The sequence below is a fragment of the Kitasatospora sp. Xyl93 genome (assembly GCF_055383135.1).
This window is the reverse complement of the sequence record NZ_AP029185.1, coordinates 6,726,189-6,740,620: the sequence shown is the minus strand read 5'-3', so window position 1 is coordinate 6,740,620 and position 14,432 is coordinate 6,726,189. Positions and strand designations below refer to the sequence as shown.

The window sequence follows — 14,432 nt, the reverse complement described above, 5'->3', positions numbered from 1 at the left end:
GACACCACCGGAGGGGACACGTGCCGATCTCGTCGCGTCACCGCCACAACCCTGGGAAGTGACTGGGCGATCCGATAGTTTCGGCCCACCCCGTACTACCGGCACCGAACTGGGGAGGACCGTGCGCGAGTTCACCACCCCCGCCCCGGCCGCGCCCGAGGCCACCGGAGGACTCGCCGACTCCCTCTACGACACCGCCGAGCGCACCCCCGACCTGGTCCAGCTCTCCTGGCGGGCCGAGGACGGCCGGTGGCAGGACGTCACCGCCCGGGAGTTCCGGAACCAGGTGCTCGCCCTGGCCAAGGGCCTGCTCACCCACGGCGTGCGCTACGGCGACCGGGTCGCCCTGATGTCCCGCACCCGCTACGAGTGGACGCTGTTCGACTACGCACTCTGGTCGATCGGCGCGATCACCGTCCCGGTCTACCCCACCGCCGCCCCCGAGCAGGTGCGCTGGATCCTCGCCGAGACCCAGGCGGTGGCCTGCCTGGTCGAGGACGAGGACGCCGCGATGACGGTCGGCGCGGTCTGCGACGCACTGCCCGACCTCACCGGCATCTGGCAGCTGGACCGGGACTGCGTCGCCACGATCACCGAGGACGGACTCGGCGTGCCGGACTCCCTGGTGCACCGCCAGCGCCTCGGCGTCGCCGCCGGGAACATCGCCACCGTCGTCTACACCTCCGGCACCACCGGCCGTCCCAAGGGCTGCCTGCTCACCCACGCCAACCTGGCCGCCGAGGCCGACGCCCTGCTCGCCGGCTGGGGGGACGCCCTGCGCGAGACCGGCGGCGGCCGCCCCGCCACCCTGCTGTTCCTGCCGCTCGCGCACGTCTACGGGCGGGCCGTGCAGATCGCGGCGCTCCGCGGCGGCTTCCGGATCGGGCACATCCCGGAGGTCTCCACCGACGCGCTGCTGCCCGCGCTGGAGACCTTCCGCCCGACCTTCCTCCACGCCGTCCCGTACGTCTTCGAGAAGATCTTCCAGCAGGCCCGGCGGGCCGCCGAGGACGCCGGGCGCGGCGAACTCTTCGAACAGGCCCGACAGGTGGCCGTCGACTGGGCCGCCGCCCGGGAGCAGAAGGCCTTCGGACGCGGTCCCGGCCCGGGCGCGGCCCTGCGGCTGCGCCACCTCGCGTACGAGCGGACCGTCTACCCCAGGCTGCGGGCGGTGCTCGGCGGCCGGGTGCGCAGCGTGATGTGCGGCGGCTCCACGCTCCGGCGCGAACTGGGCCTGTTCTTCACCGGCGCCGGCCTCCAGCTGTACGAGGGCTACGGGCTGACCGAGACCACCGCCGCGATCACCGCCAACCCGGTCGGCCGGCAGAAGCTCGGCACGGTCGGGCAGCCGGTGCCGGGCGCCTCGGTGGCGATCGCCGACGACGGCGAGGTGTGGGTGCGCGGCGGCTCCGTCTTCGGCGGCTACCTCAACCATCCGCGCTGCACCGCCGAGTCCCTGGTCGACGGCTGGTTCGCGACCGGCGACCTGGGCCGGCTGGACGAGGACGGCTACCTCAGCATCACCGGCCGCAAGAAGGACCTGATCGTCACCAGCAGCGGCAAGAACCTGGTCCCGTCGGCCCTGGAGGAGCGGGTCGAGGCGCACCCTCTCGTCTCCCAGTGCCTGGTGGTGGGCGACGACCGCCCGTACGTGGCCGCGCTGATCACGCTCGACCCGGCGGCGCTGGCGCACTGGCTGAAGACCCGCGGGCGGGCGCAGCAGGCGGACCCGTGGACGGTGCTCGCGGACGACGAGCTGCACGTGGAGATCCAGCGTGCGGTGGCGGCCGCGAACACGGCGGTCTCCCGGGCCGAGTCGATCCGCGCGTTCCGGTTGCTGCCGCGGGAGTTCAGCCAGGAGCAGGGACTGCTGACCCCCTCGCTCAAGCTGCGGCGGACGGCGATCGCGGAGCACTACGCGAGGGACATCGAAGAGCTGTACCTGTCCTGAACCACTCCTGTCGGGTGCGTCCCTGACGTACCGTCTTGTCCCTTGTGCGGCACGAGCGGTGGCATCGCCTGCGCCGGGCGGGCGGCCGCGCGAGGCGGCGGGGTTCATCCGCCGTTCCCTTGACGGCCTCATTGGTCTAGTCCATTGTTGCGACGATCCGGAACGATCCGGAGTTCCGCGACCCGGGGTTCAGCGCCCCGGTTCCACTGTTCCACGGTCCGATTCCGCTCACGCTCTCCCCACGGGCGTGCCCCCACCTGCTGGAGTCCTCACGTGTCGATGTCCACGCGCCTGTCCACGCGCCTGTCCGTACTGGCCGCCTCGGTCGTGCTGCTCACCGGCCTCGCCGCACCGGCGGCCTCCGCCGACGGCGCCCCGAGCGCCCCGAGTGCCCCGACCGCGCCGACCGCGCCGACCGTCAACCTCGCCACCAACCCCGGCTTCGAGGTGCCCTCCCCCGACCTCGCCGACTGGGGCAGCGTCCCCGGCTGGAGCTGCACCGGCGGCCCGGCCGAAGCCGCCGTCACCGCCGCCGCCCCGCACACCGGCGCCTCCGCCCTCACCGTCACCCCGGCGAGCGCCGAGTCCACCGGCGAGTGCGCCCAGACCGTCGCGGTCCAGCCCAACACCACCTACACGGCCTCCGCCTGGGTCCGCGGCGACTTCGTCCACCTCGGCGCGACCGGCACCGGCAGGGACGTCGCCCCGGCCTGGACGGAGACCACCGGCGGCGGCTGGCAGCGGCTGAGCACCCGGTTCACCACCGGCCCGACCGCGCGCAGCGTCCGGCTGTACGTGCACGGCTGGTACCAGCAGGGCCCGTTCTCCGTGGACGACGTCCGGGTGGACGGCCCCGCACCCGCCCCGGCCGTCGCCGCGGGCTCCGTCCCCACCAACGACAGGGTCGTCTTCTTCACCGTGGACGACGGCTGGCAGCGCACCCCCGAGGCGGAACGGTTCATCGCCGACCACCGGCTGCCCATCACCGCCTTCCCGCTGCCGATGCCGGCTGCCTCCGACCCGGCCTACTTCAAGCGGGTCACCGCCGTGCCCGGCTCCTCGGTCCAGGACCACAGCGTCTCCCACGCCGACCTCACCAAGCTCCCGCTGGAACGGCAGCAGGTCGAGATCTGCGACGCCCGCGACTCCATGACCCGCCTCTTCGGCACCACGCCGGCCTTCTTCCGCCCGCCGTACTTCGCCTGGAACGCCGACACCCTGCAGGCCGCCGCGAACTGCGGCATCCGCACCGTGCTCACCGCCGACGCGGACTTCAGCTGGGGCGCCGGCGACATCTGGCACCCGGGCCTGCTGCAGCCGGGCGACGTCGTGCTGATGCACTGGACCGACACCCTCGCCGCCGACCTGCAACGCGCCCTGGCCGCCGCCGACGCCGCCGGCCTCAAGCCGGCCGGCCTGGTCGACTACCTGCGCTGACGGACGCCGTCCGGACCGACGCGCCGCCGCTCCCGCTCCCGTCGGAGGAGGCGGCGGCGCGTCGGTCCGGGGTGGGCTGCTTCAGCGGCTCGGTTCGCCGGCCGCTCAGCCGCTCAACCACCCAGTCACCCAGCCGCTCAGCCGCTCAGCCGCTCAGCCGCCGAAGACGTCCCCCATCCAACCGATCAGAAGCGCCTCGAAGTCCTCGGCGGAGACGATGCCCCGGGCCGGGATCACACCACCCGGCTCCCGCCCCTCCCCTGCGGCCGCTCCGTCCTCCCAGTCGGCGGCCAGGAACCTCACATCCGCCCAGCCGCCGCGGAAGAGCACCACGTCCAGTTCACCGCCGGTCAGCGGGTCGGCCAGCCGCAGGCCGACGGATTCCGGATCGACGACCCGGGCGCGGTCCGTCTCCAGCGGCCGCGGCCACGAGGCCGGCCGGTCGCGCCAGGTGAGCGGACCGACCGTCAGCCGGGCGGCACGCCACCTCGGGGCCCGGGCGGCGATCCGCGCGGCGGCGTCGTCGAGGTCCACCACACGGTCCACGGCGGTTCGGCTCCCTTCGAACGGTGATCGTGCTCGTTGACAGCGCGTCCACGGCCTGGCTCTAATGGTGGCGTGCAGCGCGGCGTCGGCCAAAGAGTAGTGGGCCGGCCGACAGCCGAGCGGGCACCCTTCCGAAGGGACGATGCGCGATGAGCACTCTCTCCGCTTCCCTGATCTGACGCCAGGCGGTCACCGCGGTGCCCGCGTGCGCGAATCGCGTTTCCACGTCCTGCGTCCGCGCCGGACGTCGCCGGACGCGCGACCGGCCGTACCGCCGGTTCCAGCACCGGCATCCGCACTGGCACCGACACCGCGTGTGACCGCGCCCCCATTCCTCTCTGGAGATCCATCACACACGCATGCCCATGTCCTTCAATCTGAACGTCATCGAGGAGTTCCGCGCCAACGGCGGACGGGTCGGCGGCCCGTTCGAGGGCGGCGACCTGCTGTTGCTCACCACCACCGGGGCCCGCTCCGGGCGGCCGCACACCGTGCCGCTCGGGTACGTCCGGGCGGAGGGGCTGCTCCTGGTCGTGGCCTCCGCCGCCGGGGCGCCGGAGCACCCCCAGTGGTACCGCAACCTCCTCGCCCACCCGGTGGTCCGGGTCGAACTCGGCACCGAGGCCTTCGAGACCGTCGCCGTACCCGCCGAAGGCGCCCGCCGGGAGCGGCTGTTCGCCGCCGTCGTCCGGAAGGCTCCGGGCTACGGCGACTACCAGGCGCACACCGACCGGGAGCTGCCGGTCGTCGTCCTGGAACGCCTCGAACCACCCGCCGACGGACCGGCCCCGGTGGTGCGCAGCCTCGCCGACAAGCTGCTGGAGGCGCACACCTGGCTGCGCGCGCAGCTGCGCCACGTACGGGAGGAGGCGCACGCCCACGCCCCGGGCCGACCGGCCACGTTCGGGATGCAGCTGCGCCAGCACTGCCTGGCCTTCTGCGACGGGCTGACGCACCACCACACCGGCGAGGACACCGCGATCTTCCCCGCCCTGGCCCGCAGCAACCCGGAGCTGGCCGACGTCCTGGCGCGGCTCGACGAGCAGCACCGGGCCATCGGGCGGATCAAGGAGGAGCTGGTCGCCCTGCTGGCCGGGATCGCGGTCACCGAGCCGGAGCGGCTGCGCGCCGAGCTGGACCGGATGTCCGCCGAGTTGGAGGCGCACCTCGACTTCGAGGAGGCGGAACTCCTGCCGGTCCTCGCCGACATCCCCTTCCCGCCGAGCGGGCCGCCGCCGGGCGGGCCCGCGCCGGGCGGATCGGCGCCGGGCGGATCGGCGCCCTCCGACGGCTGAAACGGCGTTGCCGCCGTCCCCTCCCCGAGGCGCGGGAGGGGACGGCGGCACCGTCGGGACCTGCGACGTGGCCGTCCTCGTGGCTGTCCTCGTGGCCGTCCTTCGGCAGTCCTTACAGCGCCGAGAACACCGGCAGGTAGCCGCCGGAGTGGCCGGCGGCCTTCGGGTGGTAGCTCTCGTCGACCGGCAGGGTGGTGCTGTTCAGCCAGGTGGTCAGCGAGCCGCAGATCTCGTGCTCGTTGAAGATGCTGCGGACGTCACCGAAGGCGAAGCCTGCGTTGGCGGCCCGCTTGGCGAGGACGCCGTCCAGGGTGTCGGCCGCGCCGTTGATGGCGGCGCGCTTGGTGTCGCCGATGCCGAAGATGCAGCTGCCGCCGACCTTGTAGATGTGCGGGTAGCCCATCACCACGACGTGGGCGTTCGGGGACTTGGCCTTGATCGCCGAGTACACCTTGTCCAGCTGGCCGGGCAGGGTGGTGGTGGCGTAGTTCTTGGCCGTGTTGACGGCGTTGATGCAGTCGGCGTCCGAGCCGAGGACACAGGTCTGCATGGTGTCGGCGAAGCCGGCGTCGTTGCCGCCGACCGAGATGCTGACCCGCGTGGTGCCGGCGTCCAGGGCGGAGATCTGGCTGTTCAGGACGTCGCCGGTCCTGGCGCCCGAACAGGCGACGAACTTGAAGGAGGACGGCGCGTGCGCGTTCTTCCAGAGGTACGGGTACGCGTTGGTGCTGCGCTTGCAGCTGCCGCTGTCGCTCAGGTAGCCGCCGGCACCGACACCGGAGGAGTACGAGTCGCCGAGGGCCACGTAGTTGACACCGGCGGCGTTCGCGGACGAGGCGGCGAAGAGCGTCGTCATGGTGAGGCCTGCCGCTATGGCGGCGATGGACAGGGCGCGGGCACGGCGGATCATCACAGCTCCAGTGGGGTGGCGTGGTGAGGGTCACAGAAGTGATACCAGGCGGTAGCCGAACCCGGAAGCGGTCATGCCAAGGATGTTGACGGGCAGTCTGACAGCCCGGAGGTGAACTGCCGTCGACGATCCGTGATTTCGCGCTGGTCAGAGCGGGTGCGCCGTGACGCGCGTAGCGCAGCGCGCGTAGACCGGCAACTTGCGGAAGTTCCGTGCGGGACAAGCGGGGTAGTTGCCGCCCACTCGTTGCCGGGCCGGTCCCCAAGGAGGCGTCAGCGGGCACAGGGGGGGCTGGCGAACACCTCGGTGCGCGCCCAAAGGCGACCCCGAATGGGAGTCACCGGCACGGCTGGAATTCACCGGGACGGCCGATCTCGCCCCTGCGACCGAAGGTGAACGCACGTCAGGTCGACAGGCCGGGAGCGCACGTCAGGACGGCGTGTCGGGAGGTCGCGCAGAAGTACGGCGACGCGCGCGGTCAGCCCTGCACGCCGGAGTGGCCACCACCGGGGTGGGCGCCGAGGTGCACGCCGGCCGGGTACACGGCCCCCGGGGAGACCGTGCAGCCCTCGACCGGCAACTCCTCGATCGCCTCGTTCGCGGCCGCGGGCACGCCGAGCCGGCGGGCGGCGGTGGCGACCGCCGCCCGGGCCTGGCGCAGCCCGGGCGCGCCCCAGCCGAGCAGTTCGACGGCGAGGCCCGGCGCGACCAGCAGCCGCCGGTAGTGCCGGCCCGAGGCCGGGTCCGCCGTGCTCGGACCGACGGCCCGCAGCGTCGCCGCCATCCGGACCCGGGCGCACTCGTGCCCGCCGTTCGCCGAGCCGACCCGGTCGTAGAGGTAGCCGAGGTAGTACGGCCGGCCGATCAGGGCCTGCGCCTCCTCGGCCGCCTCCCGCGCCAGGGCGGCCCCCGGGTCCCCGCCGTCCTCCGGCTCCAGTGAGCCCCCGGGCAGCGAGCAGATCCCGTCCCTGGGGTTCACCAGCGTCAGCACCCGGCCGTCCGGCGCGAACAGCCACCCCCAGGACTGCTTGACCGGCAGCCCCTCCGGCACCTGCTCACCCGGCCGCCACGGCCAGCCCGCCGTGGGGCGCCGCCGCACCTTCCCGAGGAGTTCGGCGATCTCCGCGCTGTACTCGATCGGGCTCATGCTCGCGCCCCGCGGCGCTCGGCGGGGACGCTCGCCCGCGCGCACCCCCTGGCTCCGAGCTCGCTCCGCTCGCTCATCCGTCCCCCTCTCGCAGTCGGGCTTCGCCGGACCGGCGGTGCACGAGGAGGACCTGCATGGCGCGGTACGGAGCGGAGCGGCCGGAACGGCGGCGTGGGGCACCGCGCGCTCCTGCTGTTGATCTTCTCCGAATCTTCCCCGAACAGGCGGTCGATGAACAGTCCCCAGCGCCGCATGGTGGATGCGGAGGCGGTGAACGTGGTGGATGCGGGGCGGCGGTGAGCCCTCTGGTCACCCCAGCGGCCCACCCCCTTCCCCGAGGCCCCGGAAGACGGGCAGCGGGAACCCGGGCCGAGGATCCACCCCGGGCGGGAAGGGCAGCCCGCGCGCGGCGTCGTCGGCCAGCTCGTCGAACACCTCGTGCGCGGTCATCGGCCGCAGCCGCCCACCGGTCAGCGCCCAGCCGAGCACCGGCGGCCGGGGCCGGGCCTGCGCGGCCCGGCCGTCCGCCCGTCCACGCTGGTCGTCGGTCGGTCCACCTTGGTCGTCGGCGCGTACGTCCTGGCCGTCAGCCCGTGCGCGCAGGCCGTCGGCGCGTACGCCCAGCGACGGATCGCCGTGCAGCAGCAGGGCCCCCTCCCCGCCCAGGGCGACGCCCGCCGCGAGCGTGACGCAGAACGCTTCGGCGTCCCGCCCGGCCGGGTCCAGCCGGCCGTCCTCCACGCAGACGTCCACCGCCGAGGTGAGCTCCTCGCCGTCCTCGGGGCCGTGGCAGCGCAGCGTCAGCAGGTGGCACCCCTCCCCCGCGCCCTCGGCCAGCGCCAGGTAGACCGACGTCACGTACCGCATCACGGCCGACATCCGGAGCTCACCGGCCGGATCGTCGCCGACGGCGTCGAGCAGGACCGCACAGGCCACGGACATCCGCACCCGCGCCCGGTGGTCGTCCAGCAGCACCGGGATCAGTTCGGCCAACCGCTCCCCCGCGTAGACGAAGGGCTCCCCGGCCAGCTCCGGATCACCCGCGTAGGCGACCCTGGCGGCGGGCATCCGGGGATCGAGGCCGAGCGCCTCGCAGTAGTCCTCGAAGTCGCCCGCCTCCAGGACCCGCAGGTGCACCTCCAGCCCCTGCCGGTGCAGGGCCGTGAGCTGTTCCTCCGCCTGTCGCAGGTAGGCCTGGTGCCCGAGCCCGCCGAACAGTCCGTACCGCGCCAGCCCGGCGAAGTCCCCGGCCTCGGCGGCCAGGGCCACCGCCACCGGCTGGGGCGGCGGCGCGCCCCGGACCCACCCGCCGCGCACGGCCGCCCGCGCACCGCCTCCTCCCGCGGGCGCCCCCGGCGGCCGCCCGCCCCCGGGCGGCACCGCCCCGCCGGGCCCGCCGGCCGACGCCCCGCCGACACCGCCCCCGGGCCTGCGCCCGGCCAGCACCAGCACCCGCCGACGCCCCCGCGCCGGCCGGCCCGCCCCGACACCCCGCACCTCGCGCACCGACTTCCGCACAGCAGTCATGACTCCTCCTTCTCGCCCGTCCGACACCGGTCCGCGCCGGCCACCCCGGCCGGGAGCGGCCGACGCCGAGGAACATACACAGAGCCACTGACAATCCACTCCGAGTAATCGAACAAGCTCAGCGCCGGGCGCCGCCGCCACCGTCACCGGCCGCACCGCCACGCCCAGGGGCTCCCGGGGCTGCCGGCACCCCGGGGGCATGCGCTTCCACAGGGCCGGGCGGGATTGTCAGTGCAGCGGGTTAGGGTCGGGGACCATGCGACTGCTGCATACCTCCGACTGGCATCTCGGGCGCTCGTTCCACCGAGAGAGCCTGCACGACGCCCAGCGCGCCTTCCTGGACCACCTGGTGGAGGTGGTCCGGTCCGAGGGCGTGGACGCCGTGCTGGTCGCGGGGGACGTGTACGACCGGGCGCTGCCCGGCCTGGAAGCGGTCGCGCTGTTCGACGACGTGCTGCACCGGCTGGCGGCGCTCGGGGTGCCGACGGTCTTCATCAGCGGCAACCACGACTCGGCCCGCCGCCTCGGGGTCGGGGCCGGGCTGATCGGGCGGGCCGGCATCCACCTGCGGACCGACCCGGGCGAGTGCGCCGAGCCCGTCCTGCTGGCGGACGAGCACGGCCCGGTGGCGGTGTACGGGCTGCCCTACCTGGAGCCGACGCTGGTGCGCGAGCGGTTCGGGCTGGCGAGGGGCGGACACGCGGCGGTGCTCGGGGCGGCGATGGACCAGGTCCGGGCGGACCTCGCGGCACGCCCGGCCGGCACCCGGGCGGTGGTGCTGGCGCACGCCTTCGTCACCGGCGGCGCGCCGAGCGACAGCGAGCGGGACATCGCGGTCGGCGGCGTCGCCTCCGTGCCCGCGTCCGTCTTCGACGGGGTGCACTACGCCGCGCTCGGCCACCTGCACGGCTGCCAGACGCTCGCTCCGCACCTGCGCTACAGCGGCTCCCCGCTCGCCTACTCCTTCTCCGAGGAGCACCAGCGCAAGACCATGTGGCTGGTCGACCTGGCCGCCGACGGCTCGGTGACGGCCGAGCGCCTCCCCTGCCCGGAGCCGCGCCGGCTGGCGACGCTGCGCGACACCCTCGACGCGCTGCTCACCGACGAGAAGTACGCCGAGCACGAGCAGTCCTGGGTGCAGGCCACGCTCACCGACGCGGCCCGGCCGAGCGAACCGATGGAGCGGCTGCGCCGCCGCTTCCCGCACACCCTCCAGCTGCTGTTCGACCCCGAGCGGAGCGACACCGAGCCCTCGCAGTCGTACGCGGCGCGGGTCAGCGGCCGCGGGGACCTGGAGATCGCGGAGGGCTTCCTGCGGCACGTCCGCCCCGGTGCCGAGCCGGAGCCCGACGAGCTCGGCTGGCTGGACGAGGGCTTCGAGCGCGTCCGGGTGGCCACCGACCGGAAGGCGGACCTGCCCCGATGAGGCTGCACCGGCTCACCGTCACCGCCTTCGGCCCGTTCGCGGGCAGCGAGACGGTGGACTTCGACGCGCTCGCCGCCGGCGGGCTCTTCCTGCTGCGCGGCGCGACGGGCGCGGGCAAGACCAGCGTGCTGGACGCCGTCTGCTTCGCCCTGTACGGGGAGACGCCGGGCGCCCGCCGGGCCAACCGGCTGCGCAGCGACCACGCCGACCCCAAGCGGCTGACCTCGGTCGAGCTGGAGCTGACCCTCGGCGGGCGGCGGCTGCGGATCACCCGGCTGCCGGAGCAGCGCCGGCCGAAGAAGATCGGCACCGGCACCACCGTCGAACGGGCGCAGACCCTGCTGCGCGAGTGGGTCGCCGACACTGGCGACGGCACGCCCGGCTGGCGGGGGATCAGCAAGTCGCACCAGGAGGCCGGGGAGGAGATCCACCGGCTGATCGGCATGAACCGGGAGCAGTTCTGCCAGGTGGTGCTGCTGCCGCAGGGCGACTTCGCCCGGTTCCTCAAGGCCGACTCGGAGGAGCGCGGCAAGCTGCTGCGGCGGCTGTTCGACACCGAGCGGTTCCAGCACGTGGAAGCCTGGCTGGCCGAGCAGCGGCGCGGCCAGGAGGCCGCCGTCCAGGCCGGTCGGCGCCGGCTGCGGGACCTCGCCAGCAAGGCCGAGCAGGCGGCCGGTCCGGGCGCCGAGCCCGCCGCGGGCTGGGTGCCCGCCGAGGACGACGACGCCGCGCTGATCTCCGGGGTGCTCGGCTGGGCGGCGGTCCTGCGCAGCGGCGCGGCCGAGCAGCTCGCCGTCGCCGAGGCCGCACTCGCGGGCGCCGAGGCGGCCCAGCGTGCCGCCCAGGAGCACCGCGAGGCCGCCGAGGAGCTGGCCGGTCGCCAGCGCCGCCACCGGGAGGCCGTGGACCGGGCCGAGCGGCTGGCCGGTTTCGAACCCGCCGCGGCCGCGGACCGGCGGCGGCTGGCCGCCGCCCAGGAGGCCGTCGGGGTGGAGTCGGCGCTGCGGCTGCGGCGGAGCGCGGCCGAGGCGCTCGGGCGCGCGCAGCAGGCGGAGCGCCGGCACCGCGAGGCGCTGGCCGGCTCCGGTGGCGAGGGCCGGGAGCTCGCCGGGGCCGGCCCCGCGGGGCTGGCCGAGGCCGAACTGCGGCTGCGGGCCGAGGTGGTCCGGCTGGAGGCGGCCCGGGCCGAGGAGCGGCGCTGCGCCGAACTCGCCCACGAGCAGCGCTCCCTGGTGCAGGACCGGCGCGCAGCCGAGGAGCTGGCCGAGGAGGCCGAGGACTGGCTGGCCGAGTTCGAGGGCGAGCTGGGCCGGCTGGAGCAACGGCACGCCGAGGCCCGGTCGGCGACCACCCTGGTCGAGCAACTGGACGGGCAGCGCGCCGAGTTGACCGCCCGCCTGGGTGCGGCCCGGGAGCGCGACGGCCTGCGCGCCGAGATCGCCGAGGCCGAGCCGCGGGTGGCTGCGCTGCGCACCGCCGCACTGGACGCCCGCGAGCACAGTCTGGACCTGCGGGACCGCCGGCTGAGCGGCATGGCCGCCGAACTGGCCGAGCAGCTGCGCGCGGGCGAGGCCTGCCGGGTCTGCGGCTCGCCCGAGCACCCGGCGCCCGCCGAGGCCGCGCCCGGCAGCCGGGTCGGCGCCGAGGACGAGGAGCGGGCGCGCCGGGCGCAGGCCGCCGCCGAGCAGGTGTGGTCGGCGGCCGACCAGGCGCTCACCGCGCTGCGGGTGCGCGAGGCCGCCGTCGCCGGTGCGGCCGGGCCGGACGGGGCGGAGGCGCTCGCACAGGCGCTGGCCGGGCTGGAACGCGACCACCGCGAGGCACGGCACGCGGCGGAGTCGCTCGGCCCGGTCGAGCAGGAGATCGCCCGGCTGTCGCAGGACCGCGCCCGCCGGGTCGACGAGCTGCGGGAGGCCAAGGAGCGCGCCGCCGTCCTCTCCGACCGGCTGCTGGCGCTCGGCACCGAGCAGCGGGCGCTGACCGCCCGGGTGGCGGCCGCCCGGGGCGAGGCGGCTTCCGTCGCCGACCGGGCCGCGGCCCTGACCCGCCTCACCGAGACGGTCGCCGCCGCGGCCACCGCCGCCCGGGCCCGTGCGGAGGCGGCGGCCCGGCTCGCCGACGCCGAGGACGAACTGGGCAAGGCGGCCGCCTCGGCGGGCTTCCCGGACGCCGACGCGGCGCTGGCGGTGCTGCTGCCGCGCGAGGAGCGCGAACGGCTGGAGGCCCGGCTGGAGCGGCACCGCGCGGAGACCGCCGCGGTCCGCCGCGAGATGGCGCTGCCGGAGCTGGCCGAGGCCGCGGGCCGTCCGCCGGTGGACCTACCCGCCGTCGCCGCCGAGCTCGGCGCCGCCACCGCCCGGCTCGGCCGGGCGCACGCCGCCCACGCGGCGGCCCGCGAGCGCTGCGGGGCACTGGCCGCGATCGGGCGGCAGCTGACCGGGCTCGCCGGCGAGCTGGCCCCGGCACTGGACCGGTACGGGCGGATCAACCGGCTCGCCGCGCTCGCGGCCGGCACCTCGGCCGAGAACCGGCTGCGGATGCGCCTGGAGTCGTACGTCCTGGCGGCCCGGCTGGAGCAGGTCGCGGCGGCGGCCAGCGACCGGCTGGTCCGGATGTCCGGCGGGCGCTACACCCTGGTGCACAGCGACGACCGGGGCACCGGTACCAAGCGCTCCGGGCTGGCCCTGCGGGTGGTGGACGCCTGGACGGGCACCGAACGGGACACCGCGACCCTCTCCGGCGGCGAGAGCTTCTTCGCCTCGCTCTCGCTCGCCCTCGGCCTGGCCGACGTGGTCACCGACGAGGCGGGCGGCATGCCGTTGGACACCCTCTTCATCGACGAGGGCTTCGGCACCCTCGACGAGCACGCCCTGGAGGAGGTCATGGACGTCCTGGACGGCCTGCGCGAGCGGGACCGCGCGGTCGGCATCGTCAGCCACGTCGCCGACCTGCGCAGCCGTATCCCCGCCCAGCTGCTGGTTCGCAAGGGGCGGCGCGGCTCGACCCTCGCGCTGGCGGGGCGGGAGGACGCGTAGGACCACCCACCGGCTTGCGGCGCGGCTCGGCGGGGTGGGGCCGGGCGGCCCCGGGCGGTTCGAGCCGGGTCGGCCCGGGTCAGCCCCCGGATCAGCCCGAGCAGGCGATCCGCTGCGCCTGCTGCCAGGCGCACACCGGGCAGAGCGTGCTGCCCGGCTGGTCGGCGGGCAGTTCGGTCGGCTCTCCGCACAGCACGCAGTCGGCGCGTGGCCCGGTCGCCTCCGAGTCGTGCCGCAGCGCCGCCTCCGCTCCGCGGTCGGGCGCGAGTTCGCAGACGTCCGCTTCCTGATTCGTACCGGTGTCGCTCATGCCGCCTTCCTACTCCGCGCCCCCGCCCTGGTGCAACAGGCCCGGGCCCGGCCTCGGCGGACCCCGGGCGGCGCCGGCTCCGGTGAGCGAACAACGGACAGGTTTCAGCGAACAGAGGACGGCAAACAGATTTCAGAAGACGTTCGCTGAAATCCGTCAGCTGAAATCTGTTCGCCGACACCCGCCCCCACCCCCGACCGTCCGCCCCACCCCCGACCGTCCGCCCCGCCGCCGACCCCGCCCCACCCGGCGGTTACCGTGGCCGACATGCCCACCGACCTGCACCGACGCCTGCTCGCCGCCCGCGCCACCACCCCGTCGTACCCCGAGGTGGGTGCCACCCGGGGTGGCGGCGGGCGGCTGCCGGACGGCTACGCCCACCTGCGGCGGCGGGTCCACCTGGGGCACGGGCCGGAGGTGCTGGAGCGGGCCGGACGGTACGTGCTCGGCTGGGGCAGCCAGGTCGGCACCGGTTTCGCGGTCCATCCGGGCGGCCCGGCCCGGGCGGGAGAGACGGTGCTGCTGCGGCTGGCCCTGCCGGGGAGCCGCTGGCCGCGGCTGGTGATCCCCTGCCGGGTGGTGTGGACGGTGGACGAGCCGCACCGGATCGGGTTCGGGTACGGCACCCTCCCCGGGCACCCGGAGTGCGGCGAGGAGGCGTTCCTGGTGTCCATGGACGCCGACGGCGAGGTGTGGTTCGAGGTCACCGCGTTCTCCCGGCTGTCCGCCTGGTACGCCAGGCTGGGCCGCCCGGTGGCGCTGCTCTGCCAGCACCTGGCGATCGAGCGCTACCTCGCCGCGGTGGCCGCGCACGTCCGCTGAGCCCGCCGCGACGGCCGAGTCCGCCG

General features: G+C 75.4%; 11 protein-coding genes. 6 read left to right on the top strand and 5 right to left on the bottom strand.

Features of this window, described 5'->3' with window-relative positions; all coding sequences use genetic code 11:
• Positions 1 to 121: 121 nt before the first annotated feature.
• Together ACZ5GH_RS29290 and ACZ5GH_RS29285 are read left to right on the top strand one after the other, a co-directional pair.
• Positions 122 to 1,951, top strand: coding sequence for an AMP-dependent synthetase/ligase (locus ACZ5GH_RS29290; RefSeq protein ID WP_464335766.1), 1,830 nt, complete (start codon positions 122 to 124; stop codon positions 1,949 to 1,951).
• 279 nt (positions 1,952 to 2,230) lie between these two features.
• On the top strand, positions 2,231 to 3,388 hold the full coding sequence (locus tag ACZ5GH_RS29285; protein ID WP_464336890.1) for a polysaccharide deacetylase family protein: 1,158 nt from the start codon (positions 2,231 to 2,233) through the stop codon (positions 3,386 to 3,388).
• A 153-nt stretch (positions 3,389 to 3,541) separates the two neighbouring features.
• On the opposite strand, the gene ACZ5GH_RS29280 is transcribed toward ACZ5GH_RS29285, so the two are convergent.
• Positions 3,542 to 3,934: a hypothetical protein gene (locus ACZ5GH_RS29280; RefSeq protein WP_464335765.1), complete on the bottom strand. Its 393-nt coding sequence runs from the start codon at positions 3,932 to 3,934 to the stop codon at positions 3,542 to 3,544.
• A 359-nt stretch (positions 3,935 to 4,293) separates the two neighbouring features.
• Between ACZ5GH_RS29280 and ACZ5GH_RS29275 the strand changes: the two genes are divergently transcribed.
• Complete coding sequence (locus tag ACZ5GH_RS29275) at positions 4,294 to 5,229, top strand: nitroreductase/quinone reductase family protein (RefSeq protein ID WP_464335764.1); 936 nt, start codon at positions 4,294 to 4,296, stop codon at positions 5,227 to 5,229.
• Positions 5,230 to 5,341: 112 nt separating this feature from the next.
• Here the strand turns inward: ACZ5GH_RS29275 and ACZ5GH_RS29270 are convergent, their stop codons facing one another.
• The 3 genes from ACZ5GH_RS29270 to ACZ5GH_RS29260 form a co-directional block, all read right to left on the bottom strand.
• The gene (locus tag ACZ5GH_RS29270) at positions 5,342 to 6,136 is read right to left on the bottom strand and encodes an SGNH/GDSL hydrolase family protein (protein ID WP_387756831.1); all 795 of its coding nucleotides are present in this window, start codon (positions 6,134 to 6,136) and stop codon (positions 5,342 to 5,344) included.
• 481 nt (positions 6,137 to 6,617) lie between these two features.
• A complete protein-coding gene (locus tag ACZ5GH_RS29265) occupies positions 6,618 to 7,286 on the bottom strand; it encodes a hypothetical protein (RefSeq protein ID WP_464335763.1) in 669 nt (222 codons plus the stop codon).
• A 309-nt stretch (positions 7,287 to 7,595) separates the two neighbouring features.
• Complete coding sequence (locus tag ACZ5GH_RS29260) at positions 7,596 to 8,813, bottom strand: hypothetical protein (protein WP_464335762.1); 1,218 nt, start codon at positions 8,811 to 8,813, stop codon at positions 7,596 to 7,598.
• Positions 8,814 to 9,069: 256 nt separating this feature from the next.
• On the opposite strand from ACZ5GH_RS29260, the gene ACZ5GH_RS29255 reads away from it, so the two are divergent.
• Positions 9,070 to 10,239, top strand: coding sequence for an exonuclease SbcCD subunit D (locus ACZ5GH_RS29255; protein WP_464335761.1), 1,170 nt, complete (start codon positions 9,070 to 9,072; stop codon positions 10,237 to 10,239).
• Positions 10,236 to 13,274, top strand: a complete 3,039-nt coding sequence (locus ACZ5GH_RS29250; protein WP_464335760.1) for an AAA family ATPase — start codon at positions 10,236 to 10,238, stop codon at positions 13,272 to 13,274. The genes ACZ5GH_RS29255 and ACZ5GH_RS29250 overlap by 4 nt, the downstream gene beginning before the upstream one ends.
• A 91-nt stretch (positions 13,275 to 13,365) precedes the next feature.
• Here ACZ5GH_RS29250 and ACZ5GH_RS29245 read toward each other — a convergent pair whose 3' ends face one another.
• Positions 13,366 to 13,584: a hypothetical protein gene (locus tag ACZ5GH_RS29245; protein WP_387756804.1), complete on the bottom strand. Its 219-nt coding sequence runs from the start codon at positions 13,582 to 13,584 to the stop codon at positions 13,366 to 13,368.
• Between the two features lie 267 nt (positions 13,585 to 13,851).
• On the opposite strand from ACZ5GH_RS29245, the gene ACZ5GH_RS29240 reads away from it, so the two are divergent.
• Positions 13,852 to 14,406, top strand: coding sequence for a DUF1990 family protein (locus tag ACZ5GH_RS29240; RefSeq protein WP_387756805.1), 555 nt, complete (start codon positions 13,852 to 13,854; stop codon positions 14,404 to 14,406).
• Positions 14,407 to 14,432 lie beyond the last annotated feature (26 nt).

Bases quoted from the DNA above. Each gene is read 5' to 3' on its own strand.
- ACZ5GH_RS29285 (WP_464336890.1), top strand. From the start codon at position 2,231: ATGTCCACGCGCCTGTCCACGCGCCTGTCCGTACTGGCCGCCTCGGTC.
- ACZ5GH_RS29275 (WP_464335764.1), top strand. From the start codon at position 4,294: ATGCCCATGTCCTTCAATCTGAACGTCATCGAGGAGTTCCGCGCCAAC.
- ACZ5GH_RS29265 (WP_464335763.1), bottom strand. From the start codon at position 7,286: ATGAGCCCGATCGAGTACAGCGCGGAGATCGCCGAACTCCTCGGGAAG.
- ACZ5GH_RS29260 (WP_464335762.1), bottom strand. From the start codon at position 8,813: ATGACTGCTGTGCGGAAGTCGGTGCGCGAGGTGCGGGGTGTCGGGGCG.
- ACZ5GH_RS29255 (WP_464335761.1), top strand. From the start codon at position 9,070: ATGCGACTGCTGCATACCTCCGACTGGCATCTCGGGCGCTCGTTCCAC.
- ACZ5GH_RS29250 (WP_464335760.1), top strand. From the start codon at position 10,236: ATGAGGCTGCACCGGCTCACCGTCACCGCCTTCGGCCCGTTCGCGGGC.
- ACZ5GH_RS29245 (WP_387756804.1), bottom strand. From the start codon at position 13,584: ATGAGCGACACCGGTACGAATCAGGAAGCGGACGTCTGCGAACTCGCG.
- ACZ5GH_RS29240 (WP_387756805.1), top strand. From the start codon at position 13,852: ATGCCCACCGACCTGCACCGACGCCTGCTCGCCGCCCGCGCCACCACC.